The organism is Rhizobium ruizarguesonis (genome assembly GCF_012349115.1).
Lineage (GTDB): Bacteria > Pseudomonadota > Alphaproteobacteria > Rhizobiales > Rhizobiaceae > Rhizobium > Rhizobium ruizarguesonis.
Window position 1 is genome coordinate 84,993 of the sequence record NZ_PQIG01000002.1, and the last position, 14,166, is coordinate 99,158.

Annotated in this window: 16 protein-coding genes, 1 tRNA gene and 1 pseudogene; 9 read left to right on the forward strand and 9 right to left on the reverse strand. The window is 61.3% G+C overall.

Going from position 1 to position 14,166, the window contains the following annotated elements; translation table 11 throughout:
• The first annotated feature begins 20 nt into the window (after window positions 1–20).
• Both C3Y91_RS01790 and C3Y91_RS01795 read left to right on the forward strand, forming a co-directional pair.
• Window positions 21–1,538: a tripartite tricarboxylate transporter permease gene (locus C3Y91_RS01790; RefSeq protein ID WP_024322328.1), complete on the forward strand. Its 1,518-nt coding sequence runs from the start codon at window positions 21–23 to the stop codon at window positions 1,536–1,538.
• A 157-nt stretch (window positions 1,539–1,695) separates the two neighbouring features.
• Entirely contained in the window at window positions 1,696–1,866 is a 171-nt protein-coding gene (locus C3Y91_RS01795) for a hypothetical protein (RefSeq protein ID WP_165406139.1), read from the forward strand.
• Window positions 1,867–1,965: 99 nt separating this feature from the next.
• Here C3Y91_RS01795 and C3Y91_RS01800 read toward each other — a convergent pair whose 3' ends face one another.
• Window positions 1,966–3,057: a DUF475 domain-containing protein gene (locus C3Y91_RS01800; protein ID WP_075224406.1), complete on the reverse strand. Its 1,092-nt coding sequence runs from the start codon at window positions 3,055–3,057 to the stop codon at window positions 1,966–1,968.
• Window positions 3,058–3,410: 353 nt separating this feature from the next.
• Between C3Y91_RS01800 and C3Y91_RS01805 the strand changes: the two genes are divergently transcribed.
• Complete coding sequence (locus C3Y91_RS01805) at window positions 3,411–3,656, forward strand: hypothetical protein (RefSeq protein WP_024322330.1); 246 nt, start codon at window positions 3,411–3,413, stop codon at window positions 3,654–3,656.
• Between the two features lie 61 nt (window positions 3,657–3,717).
• On the forward strand, window positions 3,718–3,894 hold the full coding sequence (locus C3Y91_RS01810) for a hypothetical protein (protein ID WP_165410336.1): 177 nt from the start codon (window positions 3,718–3,720) through the stop codon (window positions 3,892–3,894).
• Between the two features lie 14 nt (window positions 3,895–3,908).
• Here the strand turns inward: C3Y91_RS01810 and C3Y91_RS01815 are convergent.
• Window positions 3,909–4,073, reverse strand: a pseudogene (locus C3Y91_RS01815) (MgtC/SapB family protein); the annotation flags it as partial.
• A 232-nt stretch (window positions 4,074–4,305) separates the two neighbouring features.
• Here C3Y91_RS01815 and C3Y91_RS01820 point away from each other — a divergent pair.
• Window positions 4,306–5,031 (forward strand): hypothetical protein, encoded by a 726-nt coding sequence (locus C3Y91_RS01820; protein WP_075224480.1) that lies wholly within the window; start codon window positions 4,306–4,308, stop codon window positions 5,029–5,031.
• Between the two features lie 71 nt (window positions 5,032–5,102).
• Here the strand turns inward: C3Y91_RS01820 and C3Y91_RS01825 are convergent, their stop codons facing one another.
• The 4 genes from C3Y91_RS01825 to cpdR1 form a co-directional block, all read right to left on the reverse strand.
• Window positions 5,103–5,597 carry a hypothetical protein gene (locus C3Y91_RS01825; RefSeq protein ID WP_024322332.1) on the reverse strand — a complete coding sequence of 165 codons (495 nt, stop codon included), beginning with the start codon at window positions 5,595–5,597 and terminating at the stop codon, window positions 5,103–5,105.
• 123 nt (window positions 5,598–5,720) lie between these two features.
• Window positions 5,721–5,915 carry a hypothetical protein gene (locus tag C3Y91_RS38500; RefSeq protein ID WP_018072808.1) on the reverse strand — a complete coding sequence of 65 codons (195 nt, stop codon included), beginning with the start codon at window positions 5,913–5,915 and terminating at the stop codon, window positions 5,721–5,723.
• A gap of 183 nt (window positions 5,916–6,098) precedes the next feature.
• Window positions 6,099–6,173, reverse strand: a tRNA-Val gene (locus C3Y91_RS01835).
• An 84-nt stretch (window positions 6,174–6,257) separates the two neighbouring features.
• Window positions 6,258–6,620: a response regulator CpdR1 gene (gene cpdR1 / locus C3Y91_RS01840; RefSeq protein ID WP_003542883.1), complete on the reverse strand. Its 363-nt coding sequence runs from the start codon at window positions 6,618–6,620 to the stop codon at window positions 6,258–6,260.
• Window positions 6,621–6,807: 187 nt separating this feature from the next.
• Here cpdR1 and C3Y91_RS01845 point away from each other — a divergent pair, with 187 nt between their 5' ends.
• Both C3Y91_RS01845 and hisN read left to right on the forward strand, forming a co-directional pair.
• On the forward strand, window positions 6,808–7,689 hold the full coding sequence (locus C3Y91_RS01845; RefSeq protein ID WP_024322333.1) for an N-formylglutamate amidohydrolase: 882 nt from the start codon (window positions 6,808–6,810) through the stop codon (window positions 7,687–7,689).
• A 275-nt stretch (window positions 7,690–7,964) separates the two neighbouring features.
• The gene (gene hisN / locus C3Y91_RS01850) at window positions 7,965–8,738 is read left to right on the forward strand and encodes a histidinol-phosphatase (protein WP_024322334.1); all 774 of its coding nucleotides are present in this window, start codon (window positions 7,965–7,967) and stop codon (window positions 8,736–8,738) included.
• 46 nt (window positions 8,739–8,784) lie between these two features.
• Here hisN and C3Y91_RS01855 read toward each other — a convergent pair whose 3' ends face one another.
• The gene (locus C3Y91_RS01855) at window positions 8,785–9,759 is read right to left on the reverse strand and encodes an alpha/beta fold hydrolase (RefSeq protein WP_024322335.1); all 975 of its coding nucleotides are present in this window, start codon (window positions 9,757–9,759) and stop codon (window positions 8,785–8,787) included.
• A gap of 404 nt (window positions 9,760–10,163) precedes the next feature.
• Between C3Y91_RS01855 and C3Y91_RS01860 the strand changes: the two genes are divergently transcribed.
• Window positions 10,164–10,634 (forward strand): Hsp20 family protein, encoded by a 471-nt coding sequence (locus C3Y91_RS01860; RefSeq protein ID WP_011653499.1) that lies wholly within the window; start codon window positions 10,164–10,166, stop codon window positions 10,632–10,634.
• A gap of 60 nt (window positions 10,635–10,694) precedes the next feature.
• Here C3Y91_RS01860 and C3Y91_RS01865 read toward each other — a convergent pair whose 3' ends face one another.
• Entirely contained in the window at window positions 10,695–11,744 is a 1,050-nt protein-coding gene (locus C3Y91_RS01865) for a bile acid:sodium symporter family protein (protein WP_168574912.1), read from the reverse strand.
• 45 nt (window positions 11,745–11,789) lie between these two features.
• Between C3Y91_RS01865 and C3Y91_RS01870 the strand changes: the two genes are divergently transcribed.
• Entirely contained in the window at window positions 11,790–12,644 is an 855-nt protein-coding gene (locus tag C3Y91_RS01870; RefSeq protein ID WP_024322337.1) for a LysR substrate-binding domain-containing protein, read from the forward strand.
• A gap of 51 nt (window positions 12,645–12,695) precedes the next feature.
• Here C3Y91_RS01870 and C3Y91_RS01875 read toward each other — a convergent pair whose 3' ends face one another.
• Complete coding sequence (locus tag C3Y91_RS01875) at window positions 12,696–13,748, reverse strand: threonine aldolase family protein (protein ID WP_024322338.1); 1,053 nt, start codon at window positions 13,746–13,748, stop codon at window positions 12,696–12,698.
• Between the last annotated feature and the right edge of the window lie 418 nt (window positions 13,749–14,166).

Sequence of the window (14,166 nt, forward strand, 5' to 3'; positions counted from 1 at the left end):
AGGCCGCTTGGGACACCAAGATGAGCACATTCGAATTCCTATGGCAGGGTATCCTGGTTGCGATGCAGCCGATGAACCTGGTTTATGCACTGGTCGGCGTGACGCTTGGCACCGCCGTCGGCGTGCTTCCCGGCATCGGCCCGGCACTCACCGTGGCGCTGCTGTTGCCCGTCACCTACAAGCTCGATCCCGGCGGCTCGCTGATCATGTTCGCCGGCATCTATTACGGCGGCATGTATGGCGGTTCGACGACCTCGATCCTGCTCAACACGCCGGGTGAAAGCGCCTCGATCGTCACCGCGCTCGAGGGCAACAAGATGGCGCGCGCTGGGCGCGGCGGACCGGCGCTGGCGACGGCGGCGATCGGCTCCTTCGTCGCCGGCCTGATCGCGACGCTCGGGCTTGCGTTCATCGCTCCCTATGTCGTCAAGCTGGCGCTGGTCTTCGGGCCGCGCGAATATTTCGCGCTGATGGTGCTCGCCTTCGTCACCGTCTCCTCGGCTTTCGGCGACTCCGCCTTGCGGGGCCTGACTTCGCTATTCATCGGCTTTGCGCTCGCGATGGTCGGCATCGACCAGCAGACAGGGCAGGCCAGGCTTTCCTTTGGCATTCCCGACCTGCTCGACGGTGTCGAGGTGACGACGCTTGCCGTGGCGATGTTTGCAATCGGCGAGACGCTTTATATCGCCGCGCAGGGCAACCGGATCGCGGAGAAGGTCGAGGCGGTCAAGGGTTCGCTCTGGATGACCGCTGAGGACTGGGCGCGTTCGTGGAAGCCCTGGCTGCGCGGCACGCTGATCGGTTTCCCGATCGGCGCGATGCCGGCGGGCGGCGCCGAAATCGGCACCTTCCTCTCCTATGCGACCGAAAAGCGGCTGGCGAAGAACCCGGAAGAGTTTGGCCATGGCGCGATCGAAGGCGTGGCCGGTCCCGAGGCGGCGAACAACGCCTCGGCCGCCGGCACGCTGGTGCCGCTTCTGACACTCGGCCTGCCGACGACGGCGACGGCGGCGATCATGCTTGCCGGCTTCCAGCAATACGGCTTGCAGCCGGGGCCGCTGCTGTTTGCCACCAATCCGCAGCTCGTCTGGGGACTGATCGCCAGCCTGCTCATCGCCAATGCGATGCTTTTGGTGCTGAACCTGCCGATGATCGGGCTCTGGGTGCGGTTGCTGACCATTCCAAAGCCGTGGCTCTATGCCGGCATCCTGCTGTTTGCGACGCTTGGGACAATCGGCGCCAATCCATCCGTGTTCGAGCTCGGCATGCTGCTCACTTTTGGCCTGCTCGGCTATGTGATGCGGCTCTTTGGCTATCCGATCGCGCCTACCGTCGTCGGCCTGATCCTCGGGCCGCTTGCCGAACAGCAGCTGCGCCGGGCGCTGGCGATCAGCCAGGGCGATGTCACGACGCTGGTGATGTCGCCGATCGCGGCGGGTCTGCTCATCGTTGCCGCGGCCGCCTTCCTCATCCCGTTGATCCTGCGGCTTCGCGGCAGGGGACAGGTACTGTCGCAGCTGGCGGCAAACGAAGACTAAAATAAGAAGACGACCCACCCCCTCCTCGAGGCTGGCCATGGAGACATGCGCTGGCCTCCCGTTTTTTGCATGGCTGAGGTGATTTTCTGAGCATTGTGGAGGCATACGCGCGATGCCATCTATGAGCAGTCAATCGTAGAGCAAGAGGAAAAGGACAATGTCCGCACTCCGCAATTCAGTCCGTACTGGCTTCCTTGGCCGCGCATTCGCCCTCCTTGGGGCTGCAAACGCCGTCAGCGCTGCTGTCGAAGCAGGTCGCCGTCCGCGCGCCAACGACCTCACCACACTCGGTATCGACCCGACCTCCTTCGATCAGGTCTCCCGCTAAGACCTCCAAGTCATGCATGAATGAATTAGCCCGCAACCGGATGGTCGCGGGCTTTATTTTTATCTGCAAGAGTGTCGCACACTGCGGCTTCTTGCATCGTCAGGCGTGAAGTTCCTCCTGCCGGGCGACGTGACCCTCCACCTTTTCGCGCCTGTTGTGGCGGATGGATGACCAGAGGGACAGGCCGATCAGCGCAGCGCCGCCGAGGCCGGTGATGACTTCGGGGATGTGCACCAGCGTCTGCACATACATGATCACCGAGAGGATCAGGATGGCGTAGAAGGCGCCGTGCTCGAGATAGCGGTATTCGGCAAGCGTTCCCTTCTCCACCAGCATGATCGTCATCGAGCGCACGTACATGGCGCCGATGCCGAGGCCGATCGCGATGACGAAGAGGTTCTGCGTCAGCGCGAAGGCGCCGATGACGCCGTCGAAGGAGAAGCTCGCATCCAGCACCTCCAGATAGATGAAGGCGCCGAGGCCACCCTTGGCGGCAGCACTCATCGTCTGCTGCGAAGCATCGAGCAATCCGCCGACCACCTCGACCGCGAGGAAGGTGAGCAGGCCGTAGATGGCGCAATGGACGAAGACGGTGGCCTCCTCGCCGCCGATCAGCCAGGAAAAGACCAGCATCAGCGCCAGCACGAAGGCGATCTCGATACCCTTGATGGTGGCGGAGCGCGCCATCATTTTTTCGAGGCCGCCGATCCAGTGAACTTGCTTCTCGTGATTGAAGAAGTAGTTGAGGCCGACCATCATCAGGAAAGTGCCGCCGAAGGCTGCGATCGGCAGATGTGCGTCGTTCATGATGCGGGCATATTCCGCCGGCTCGCGGGCGGCAAGCACCAGAGCGTCCCAGGGGCCGATCTGTGCCGCGATCGCGACGATTGCCAGCGGGAAGACGATGCGCATGCCGAAGACGGCGATGACGATGCCCCAGGTGAGGAAGCGCTTCTGCCAGACCGGCGTCATCTCCTTCAGCTTGTTGGCGTTGACGATGGCATTGTCGAAGGAAAGTGAGATCTCCAGCACCGCAAGCACCGTGCAGATGAAGAAGACGGTCGCCATGCCGCCGATCGTGCCGGTCGTCTGCCAGCCGAGTACGGCGCCGAGAACGAGGCCGAGGGCGGTGACGATGAAAGCCCAGCGGAAATAGCTGAGCGAGGATTTAGGGGTCTGAGGTTGATTCATGGCCGCACCTCGCGGCCGCAAATCGTGTTGAAGAGAGTGGATATATTGGAGAAACGCGGCACGCCACAACGGGCACGCGGGTCAGGCATGGTGAGCTTGGTCATCGATGAAAAATCCGCCGGCTAAGCTGCAGGCGGTACCGACATCACGAGAGCGCCGTAAAAACTCTCGCCAGAGGGGCCCGGCACCAAAGTTCCCCCGTCAGCCGATGTCTGGAAGGCTGCGGGATAGGCTCTAGGTAATGGGCTTCCCGGGCCAGTCAAGGCCGACAGGCATGCCGAGATTGGGTAATTTTTTTGGAACCATCCTGATGCCCGCCCGTTAGGCACTGTTGAGCTTAAAAAAGGAGGCCGATGATGCACACTTCGACCCATGTTCCCGATAAACGCACGGAGGCATCCGACCGCATGAAGAGGGCGAAGCCAAACCGCATGCAGAAGGCGCAGGTGCTGCCGCCGCATCATGTCGATCTGACGCTGACGCCCGGTGTCTATCACGACATTCACGTGCCGGCCCATGTTACCGGTGCCGATCTTTCCAAGGGTGGTCTCGACATTAAAGGCCCCGACGTGAAAGCCAATGCAGAGACCAAGAAATAACGGCTATTCCGGAAGCCTCTTTGGGGCGCTGACGGTAGATTTGAAACAGGGTGAGAAACATATGACGATCAACTTTGTGCCCCGCGAGATCTTCATCCGGCACGAAAATGAATGGCAGGCTGTCCGCGAGGCGGCGGACGAGCACATCAATATCGGCAAACGGCAGAAGCCGCTCGCGTCCGTCGGCGGCACGGCGTCGGTTGGGAAAAACGATGCTTCGGCCGCGCGCTCCGAATGACCAACGGACAGTCACGCTGACATTAGCGACATTAGCGCCCGGCATGATGCCGGGCAGTGGCGTGCCTCACGCTCGAAGCCGATCAGGCCGCCGCAGACGATAGCGCCGAAGAGCCGGGCGAAGATGACGAGATAGTGGATGTGCGACGCCGGCATCATGTCGGCGATGATGCAATCCATGGATTTTTCCCTCGGAACAGATGAAATTTTCGCTGGCTGACGTCTGAGTGCGGAATTTGTTCAGCTTTTTCTCCTCATGCGTTTCGGCAGCCGCGTTGGTTCCACCGATGTACCTAGGCGTTTTCGTGTCATTCGAGGGAAAGATCGGCGAACCGGACATCATCCTGTCGCCGCGCCAACCTTTCGGAAAGGATTGGGCAGCGATAATCCCGGCCTCACGGGAATCGGACAGATGGCCAAGACAGCGACACGCGGCCGCCGCAAGGCGCCGGCCAGAGGAAAGAGCAAAGCGCGCAGCAGCGGTGGCGGATTGCTGCCCTGGGCGGTGATCGGCATTGCCGCGATCGGCGGCATCGTCGCCCACGACCATTGGAAGGGCATCCAGCCGATGCTTGCAAGGCAATCGGCGTCGATCACGCGGGAAACGGCGGAGCCGAGGCCCGTCGTCAGGAAGGACGTACCGCCGAAGCAGGTGGCGCTTGCCACCCCCACGCCGAAAGCCGCAGCGTCGGTGCCTCAGTCGCAGCCGCTGCCGCCGGCCGCGATCCCGACGCCGATGATCCAGCCGATAAAGGCAGTGCCGTCCCCGGCCTCCCCTGCCGTTTCGGAAACCGGGACAGTCGCCTTCGGCTATTGCGGTCAGGGCGCCCATATCAATTGCGTCGGCGACGGCGGCGTCTTCTGGTACAAGGGCGAAAAGATCGTGATCGCCGACATGGCAAGCCCGGTGGTCGATCAGGCGCGCTGTGACGGCGAGCGCCGGGTGGCCTTTGCCGCCAAGTCGCGGCTGCTGGCGCTTCTGAACGCCGGACCCTTCACCATGAACGCTGCGGGCAAGAGCGAGCCCTCAGGCGCGCCGCGCGTCGTCTCGCGCGACGGGCGCTCTTTTGGCGTGCAGCTGATCAACGAGGGCTTGGCACGCAAACCAGGGGCTGCCGGCAGCGCCTGGTGCGCCTGACGGCTACTGCATAATTCCTTAAATCGGAATCGATGCAAAACCGCTGCGCACTTTTGCTGGAATTGCTCCGGCTACTTACCCTTTTTCACCAGCTTGCCGCCGGTGCGGAAGCTGCCGGTGAAGGAGGAGTCCTTGCTTTCGGCGGTGCATTCGATCGCGATCGGCTTGCCGGCATAGGGATTGCCGAAGGTGCAGAAGCCGGCGACCTTGACCTCTCCGGTCATCTTGTTGCCGACGCCCGTGGTGACGAGGCTGAGCGGCAGGCGGGCATTGCCATTGGAGGCGGGCTTGATGCCGCTGCCGTCGCCCTGGAAGCCGAGCGCCTTGCCGTCTGAAGTGAAGATGAAGGTCACCAAGCCATTGGCCAGCGTGACGCTGGCAAGCTCGTTCTTGCAGCCCTTGGTGGCGTCGAATTTGGCGACGACCAGCTTGGCGCATTTGCCGGAAAGCGTAATGACGCCGGGAGCACCGGGAAAGGTCTCGGCGGGTGCGGCTGGCGCGGCAGAGGCGGGCACGGCGAGGACGGCGGAAAAAAGGGCGGCGGCTGCCGGTGCGAAAAGTCTCATTGTCTGTCTCAACCCCATCTGTCTGCGACGGCGAATCGGCCATGCGCTGGATGGTCAGGCAATGGCACGGTTCTGTGACTTATTTTGGTCCTACCCGGCGTCGAACGGCTGTCGAACAGGGCGTTAGGAACTTTTGAAGTCGTCCCAGAGGATTGCTGCCCCGGCCGCGAATATGGTGATCGGAATCAGCCAAAACTTGATGCTAATGGGTTCGATGACATGAAACAGCATATAACCGAAACCGAAGAAGCCAGCCCCAACCAGGGTGAGGCCGAGGATTATGGATATTGCTTTACGTGTCCGCGTCCTTTGCGTCATACGTCCCCCTATTTCCCACGTGTGGGGCCACCCACAGCCATTGAAACCCCGGCCCGGATCATGGTCGCGGACCAATCACGTGCAAGCCCTCGCTCCGCAAAGTGCTGGATCTGGAGCACGTGCCAGGCTCAGGAATCAAAAAATCCCCAAGGGGGATTTATCAACGATGTCAGGGAGATCGGATGGTGGGCGTGACAGGGATTGAACCTGTGACCCCTACGATGTCAACGTAGTGCTCTCCCGCTGAGCTACACGCCCATCCGATGGCGGCGCATAGATCACAAAACCTTCGGAGCCGTCAATAGGCTTTTTTCAGTTTTGTGACGCGCCGCTCGTCACGCCTTATGCGGCAAGCATTTTGTTGACCTCATCGACGAGGTCGCGCAGGTGGAAAGGCTTGGAAAGGACCTTGGCATCCTTCGGCGCCTTCGAATCAGGGTTCAGCGCCACGGCGGCAAAACCGGTGATGAACATTACCTTCAGGTCGGGGTCGAGTTCGGTGGCGCGGCGCGCCAGCTCGATGCCGTCCATCTCGGGCATGACGATATCGGTCAGCAGCAGGGAAAACGGCTCCTCGCGCAGCCGGTCATAGGCGCTGGCGCCATTGTCGTAGGAAAGGACCTTGTAGCCGGCCTTTTCGAGCGCTTTCACCAGGAAGCGGCGCATGTCATTGTCGTCTTCGGCGAGAAGTATCTTCTGAGTCATCAATCCAGACCGCGATCCATAAGTTTTTGGTGGGCTACCAGCCGTTTACACTAGTCTTTACCCGGTAAACAACCGGTGAATTGCCTGTGCCTGACCGCCATCCCTTCTACATAGTATGGACTTGCGGCCGGGCAACTGGCAACATGGGCAAAGCAGTCAGTTCATGACATGGTAAAGAGGGCCGAAAGTGCCGGAAATACGCGAGTACGAGCTTTTTGAGGTCCATGAGCCCGTGTCGCAGACCATTCCCTTCGTCTACAACTCCCCCCATAGCGGCCGTATTTATCCACCGGAATTTATTGCCCAGTCCAGGCTGGAGGGCATCGCCATCCGCCGTTCCGAGGATCACTATGTGGACGAGCTCTTCGGCTCGGCCGTCGCACTCGGCGCGCCGCTCCTGGCGGCCAACTTCCCGCGCGCCTATCTCGACGTCAATCGCGAGCCCTACGAGCTCGATCCGCGGATGTTCGACGGGCTGCTGCCGCCCTATGCCAATGTCAATTCGCTCAGGGTCGCCGGCGGGCTCGGCACCATTCCGCGCATCGTCGCCGAGAACATGGAGATCTATGCGCGGCGCCTGCCGGTGCAGGAGGGGCTCGACCGTGTCGAAGCGGTCTACAAGCCCTATCATGCGGCGCTTCGCCGGCTGATTGCGCGAACGCATGTGCAGTTCGGCTTCGGCGTGCTGATCGACTGCCACTCGATGCCCGGCAATGTGCGCGTCGCCGGCAGCACTTCGCGACCTGATTTCATCATTGGTGATCGCTACGGCACCAGCGCTTCGGCCGAACTTTCGCGCGCGGCCATCGCCATCCTCGAGGAAATGGGTTTTGCTGCGATCCGCAACAAGCCCTATGCTGGCGGCTTCATCACCGAACATTACGGCCGGCCTTCGCGCGGCCTGCACGCGCTGCAGATCGAGGTGAACCGGGCGATCTATGTCGATGAGCTGACGCTGGAGAAACGCGAAGATTTCGCCGGGGTGGCTGATGCCGTCACGGACTTCATGCAGCAGATGGCGGAATACGTCGAGAAATTTGCCGGAGATCGGGCGCTGGCCGCCGAATAGATCTCTTTTCGATGTCGCTGACGTCTGACCTTCGTCTTCCCAGCCAAAAAAAACCGCGCTTGTGAGCGCGGCTAAGTCTAGGGAGGAAACACCCAAGGAGGGTATTTACAGTCAGAAGACTGTATGAAGACGCTACTATTGCATTGCACAAATGTCAAGCAATATATTGCGCTGCGATATCTTTGGGCAGTTAGAGCCAAATTGCCTGCTGCGTTTGCATTCCCGTTGTTTTTCGCTATGAAAAGCGCCATTCCCGCCAGCCAAACGGATCCATCATGTTTCCTGACCGTTCGTTCTTCAACCGCCTGGCGGAGGCCGCCCGAGCCGAGACGCTTCCGCGCTTCCGCTCCGGCCTCGATGTCACGAACAAGCTTTCCTCCGGTTTTGATCCGGTAACGGAGGGCGACCGGGCGGCCGAACTCGCCATCCGGGCGCTGATCGAGGAGAGTTTCCCCGGCCACGGCATTCTCGGCGAGGAACATGGCGATGTCGGGCTCGATCGCGAATATGTCTGGGTGATCGATCCGATCGACGGCACGCGCGCCTTTATATCCGGTGTGCCGGTGTGGGGAACGCTGATCGGCCTGCAAAAAGACGGCCGGGCGATCATGGGCATGATCGAACAGCCCTTTACCGGCGAGCGTTATTTCGCCGACCAGAACGGCTCGATCTATACCGGGCCGGAGGGCGAGCGGCGTCTGGCGACGCGCCAGTGCGATGCGCTTTCGAACGCCATCCTGTTCACCACCTCGCCGCATCTCTTTGCCGGCGGGGAGATGGAGAAATACCGCGAGATCGAGAGCCAGGTGCGGCTCTTCCGCTATGGCTGCGACTGCTATGCCTATGCGCTGCTTGCCGCCGGCCATGTCGATCTCGTCGTCGAAAACAGCCTGAAGCCCTATGACGTCGGCGGCATCATTCCCGTCATCGAGGGGGCTGGTGGCATCATCACCACCTGGGACGGCGGACGGCCGGAAAACGGCGGCTCGATCATCGCTGCCGGCAGCCGGGCAGTCTACGAACAGGCAATCGCCATCCTGCAGCGCTGATCCCTCGGTCAGCAACGCTGATCCCTCGGTCAACAGCGCTGACCGGTCACGTACCGAGGGCGGCGACGTCCTGGTTTTCTTCGGCATCGCTGCCGGGAATGAAGGCGTGGAAAGCCGCAAGGGCGGCGGCGCGATAGATATCGCGCTCCTGGAAGATCTCGTGACGGGCGCCGTTGATCGGCACCAACTGGCCGGCGCGGAAATAACGCGAAAGCCGCTCCTGCGCCGTATAGGGCACGACACCGTCACGCGTCGGGGCGATGACGATGGTCGGAATGGTGATCGAGAAGAGATGATAGGGTGAGGTGACCCGGTCCATCGTGCGGAAAGCCTCGATCAGCCAGCGGGCCGTCGGCGGCCCGAGCGTCAATTCCGGATAGGCCTTCATCATCGCGACATTGCGCTCGAAACGGTGTTCGTCCGAGGTCAGCGGGTTGTCGCTGAAGTTCGGCTCCTTCAGTTTCGAGGTCAGCGGCAGGAAGCCGAGGCCGACGGCAGTCAGCGTGCCGGCGAGAGCGCGGATGACGCGAGGGGAGGCCGACTGGCCGGTCAGGCCGATGAAGGGCGCCGACAGCACCATGCGATCGATACGAGTGGTGAGATAGGGGGCGGCCGAGAGTGCGATCAGGCCGCCTGTGGAATGCGCGAGCAGATAGAAGGGCAGGCGGGTATCGGGCAGCACCACCTTTTCCAGGAAGGTATCGAGATCACGCTCGTAATCGGCAAAGCGGCGGATGTGGCCGTGGTTGCGGCGCTTCATGAGCCGTGATGACCGGCCCTGGCCGCGCAGGTCGAAGGTCGCGACCCAGAGACCCTTGGCCGTCAGGTCGCGGATCGTCTCGAAATATTTCTCGATATATTCGTTTCGGCCGTGCAGGATGACGACGGTACCTTTGGCAATCTGGCCACTCGAGCGGAAGACGGCGTAACGCAGCTGCTGGCCGTCATGGGTTTCGAAGAACCCCTCCGTGCGGTTTTCCGGGGCGGGATTATCGGGCGTCGAATAGAGAACCTGATCCATGACTTTGCCAATACGCCGCTGCTGACTGCTTCGCATCAGGGATAGCGCATGGCATCCGGCTTGGAAAGCGGTGGGGAAAAGGGCCGGCAGGAGCATGAGGGTGCTCGCGGCCGGCCGAAGTTGAGACTGAAGAAGAAGGGACGATGCACTTCAGCCATCGGGACCAGATTCACCCGACGCCTAAATTCTTAAGCGAATGCGCCTGAACGTGCTCCGAACCGGTCGTTCATGCGGGGTTCACGGGCCGATCAAGGCGATTGCAAAAAGGTCTTGAACTCCTCGAATCCCATCACCATTTCCTTTCTGCGGGTGCCGAACAGGGCCTGCGCAACCGTCCCAAGGCCGCCAAAGATGGGGTCTCAGGGGCATTTCATCGCAACACGTCGCTTCCACAGGAGGACATCATGCGTCACGTAGACTTCTCTCCCCTTTATCGTTCGACCGTCGGTTTCGACCGGCTTTTCACCATGCTCGACAGCCTTGCCCAACCGGAGCAGGCGCAGACCTATCCGCCCTATAATATCGAGCGTACCGGTGAAAACACCTATCGCATCACCATGGCCGTTGCCGGTTTCGACGAAACTGAACTTTCGATCGAAGCCCATGCCCATGTGCTGTCGGTGAAGGGTGAAAAGAGCGAGGAACCTGCCGAAAGCGGCGAATTCCTCTACCGAGGCATTGCCAAGCGCGCCTTCGAGCGCCGCTTCCAGCTTGCCGATCATGTCGAGGTGACCGCCGCTTCGCTGAAGAACGGCCTGCTGCACATCGACCTTCTGCGCAATATTCCCGAGGCCATGAAGCCGCGCAAGATTACGATTGCCGCAGAACCGGTCGAGGCTCCGAAGGCCATCGAAGCGCAGATCATCAACGGCTAATCACATCCTTATCGGATAAAACGAACGGCGCTCCATCGGGGCGCCGTTTTTATTATTTGTTCAGGCCGGGCTGCCGGCCTCTTTCATCTCTTTTTCCGTTGCGCGGCGGGCCGCGGCGGCGGCGTATTTCTGGGCAATGACGGCGCAGACCATCAGCTGGATCTGGTGGAACAGCATCAGCGGAAGCACGATCGCGCCGATCGACTGGTCGGCGAAGATGACGTTCGCCATCGGCACGCCGCTTGCGAGGCTCTTCTTCGAGCCGCAGAAAGTGATGGTGATCTCGTCGGCCTTGTTGAAGCCCAGCCAGCGGCTGCCGAACATCGTCAGCACCAGGACAATCGCCAGCAGAACCATGTCGGCGACGATGACGACGGCGATATCGGCGATCGAGAAGGTGTGCCACAGGCCCTCGACCACCGCCGTGCTGAAGGCAAGATAGACGACCATCAGGATCGAGCCGCGGTCGACAGGCATCAGGATCTTCTTCTTGGCGCGGATCCAGTCGCCGATCCAGGGCTGCAGGATCTGGCCGACAATAAAGGGGGCAAGCAGCTGCAGCAGGATCTGCTCCAACGCGTCGAAGGAGAAGCCGCCATGGCCGCCGACGGAAAACAGCAGGCCGACGAGCAGCGGCGTCAGGAACATGCCGAAGATGTTGGATGCCGAGGCCGAGCAGATGGCGGCTGGCACGTTGCCGCCCGCCATCGAGGTGAAGGCGATCGACGACTGCACTGTCGACGGCAGCACGCAGAGGAAGAGGATGCCGAGATAAAGCGGCTGCGGCAGGATGGTGTCGGGGATCAGCCCGAGCGCCATGCCGAGCAGCGGGAAGATGCCGAAGGTCGTCAGCAGGATGACGATATGCAGGCGCCAGTGCAGCAGGCCGGATATGACCACGTCGCGCGACAGGCGGGCGCCATGCAGGAAAAAAAGCAGCGCGATGGCGAGATCGGTGGCGATGCCGAAATAATCCGCAAATGTGCCGCTTGCCGGCAGCAACGAGGCAAGGATGACGGTGCAGACGAGCAGGATGGTGAATGTATCGGGCAGAAAGCGGCGCATGGCGGTCTCGCGGCTTGATAAAACAGTCATTGTTCTGTCGTGCATTATGATCCAGGATGCAAGGAATAACAGTTATCGAGTATCTGGATCATGCTGGACCTTTCGCAATTGCGCAGTTTCGTCGCCGTCGAACAGATGGGCAGTTTTACGCTCGCCGCAGAAAGGCTGGGCCTCGGGCAGTCGACGGTCAGCCAGCACATCCAGCGGCTGGAGACGGCACTCGGGCGCAGGCTGCTGGCGCGCGATACGCATAAGGTGATGCTGACCGGCGATGGCGAGGCGCTGCTGTCGCATGCGCGCGCCATGCTTTCGATCGAGGGACAGGTGCAGTCGCTGTTTAAGAACAACAGCCTGCGCGGCAGTCTGCGGCTCGGCGTGTCGGAGGATTTCGTCACCAGCCAGCTGCCGGCGGTGCTGGAGGATTTCGTGCGTTCGCACCCTTCGGTCGACCTGGAGCTGACGGTTGCGCTGTCGGGTGTCCTTTACGAGATGCAGGACAATGGCGAGATCGATCTGGTGCTCGCCAAGCGTCGGCTCGGCGATGCGCGCGGAAAACTCGTCTATCGCGAGCCGCTCGTCTGGCTGGCGCGTGATCCCGAGCGTGTGCTTGCCTCCGGCCCTTTGCCGCTGATCGCCTTTCCGCCGCCGAGCGTCACACGGGTGATCGCGCTCGAAGCACTCGGACGAAACGGGGTGCCGTGGCGGATCGTCTGCACCTGCGGCAGCCTGAGCGGGCTGACGGCGGCGGCGCGGGCCGGGATGGGCGTGCTGGTGCAGCCGCGCAGCATGGCGCCGTCCGGCCTGAAGGAGATCGCTGCGGGAAAACTTCCGGTGCTGGAGGACGTGGAATTCGTGCTGGTGCCGCGTAAGGGCGCTGACCAGGCTCTGGTTTCAGCACTGTCGGAGGATATTCTGCAAAAGGTGAGGGGACTGAGGTCGGCGTGATTCCTTGCCCGTCACCGAAAGGCCTGCCAACCTGGCGGGCCTTTCGGGGGATCAGGCGGCCAGGCATTTCAGAAAACCATCCACGTCCGTTTCGGTGGTCGCGAAACTGGTGACGAGGCGGATCAGGGTTTCGCTTTCGGAAACAAGTTCGGGCGTTGCCGCCGGGACCGGCCATGCGTAAAATTTCGCGCCCTTTTCCTCCGCAGTTTTTGCGGCACTTTTGCTGACGACGGCAAAGACTTCGTTGGATGCGGTCGGCCAGGCGAGGCGGGCGGAGTTGCTTGTGCCGATGCCGGAGCGCAGCCGGTCGGCCATGCCGTTCGAATGGCGGGCGAGATCGAGCCAGAGGCCGTCTTCGAAATAGGCATCGAACTGAGCGGCGATGAAACGCGACTTGGAGAAGAGCTGTGCGGCGCGCTTGCGGATGAAGGGCATTTCCCGGGCTTGATCCGGATTGAAGAAGACGATCGCTTCGGCACACCAGCAGCCGTTCTTGGTGCCGCCGAAGGACAGCATGTCGACGCCGCGCTTCCAGGTCATTTCGGCCGGGGTGGCGCCGAGTGCGACCAGGGCGTTGGCGAAGCGGGCGCCGTCCATGTGGAGCGGCAGATTGCGCTTCCTTGATATGGCGGCGATCTCGCCGATCTCCGGCAGGGAATAGACGGTGCCGATCTCCGTCGCCTGGGTGATGGTCACCGCGCTGGCGCGGCCGTGATGGACGGCGTCCTCGGGAAAGCTTGCGATCTTCGCCGAAAGCTTCGCCGGATCGATCTTGCCGGCTTCGCCGTCAATGGCAACGAGGCGGGCGGAGCCGGAGAAAAATTCCGGCGCGCCGCATTCATCCTCGATCACATGGGCCTCCGAATGGCAGAAGGTGATGCCGCCGGGGCGCTGGACGCTTGCCAGCGACAGCGAGTTGGCGGCCGTGCCGGTAGCGACGAAGAAGATCGAAACCTCGCGCTCGAAGATCTCGGAAAAACGGGCCTCGACCTTCCTGTCGAGATCGCCGGCGCCATAGGCGGCGGCAAAGCCGGCCGATTCCGTCAGCAGACGTTCGGCAATGGATTTGTGGGCGCCGGCCCAGTTATCGGAAGCAAAGAACATGTGGGGAAACCGTGAGAAAGGAAGGGGTTGGCAAAGTCCGCAGCGGACATTACGCCAAAGCTTCACAGGATCAAGGTTGTCGCCCGCGACACATCAGGGAAATTGAACTACGCAATCAATAAACAAAATAATGCGTCTCGGCGTAATTTTATTTCGTCATCGCCGCTACCCGGGCAATCTTCCGTCGCAAATTGACGTTTTTTAACGGAGCGCTCTTGCAGAGCCGAATGCTTTCTGGCATAGAACTGATCAATTAGGACAGTGTTGCTGTCCTATTTTGGCCTTTATGACCGAAGAGGCGCCGAAAGCCCTGGAACAGACCGGCTTTCACGCTATAGTTCTTCCGAGTGTCAAGCCTCAAGGGGCGGCGCGCGGAGGCGAATGGCAGGCGCGGAACGCGACGGTTTGCTTTCCTTCA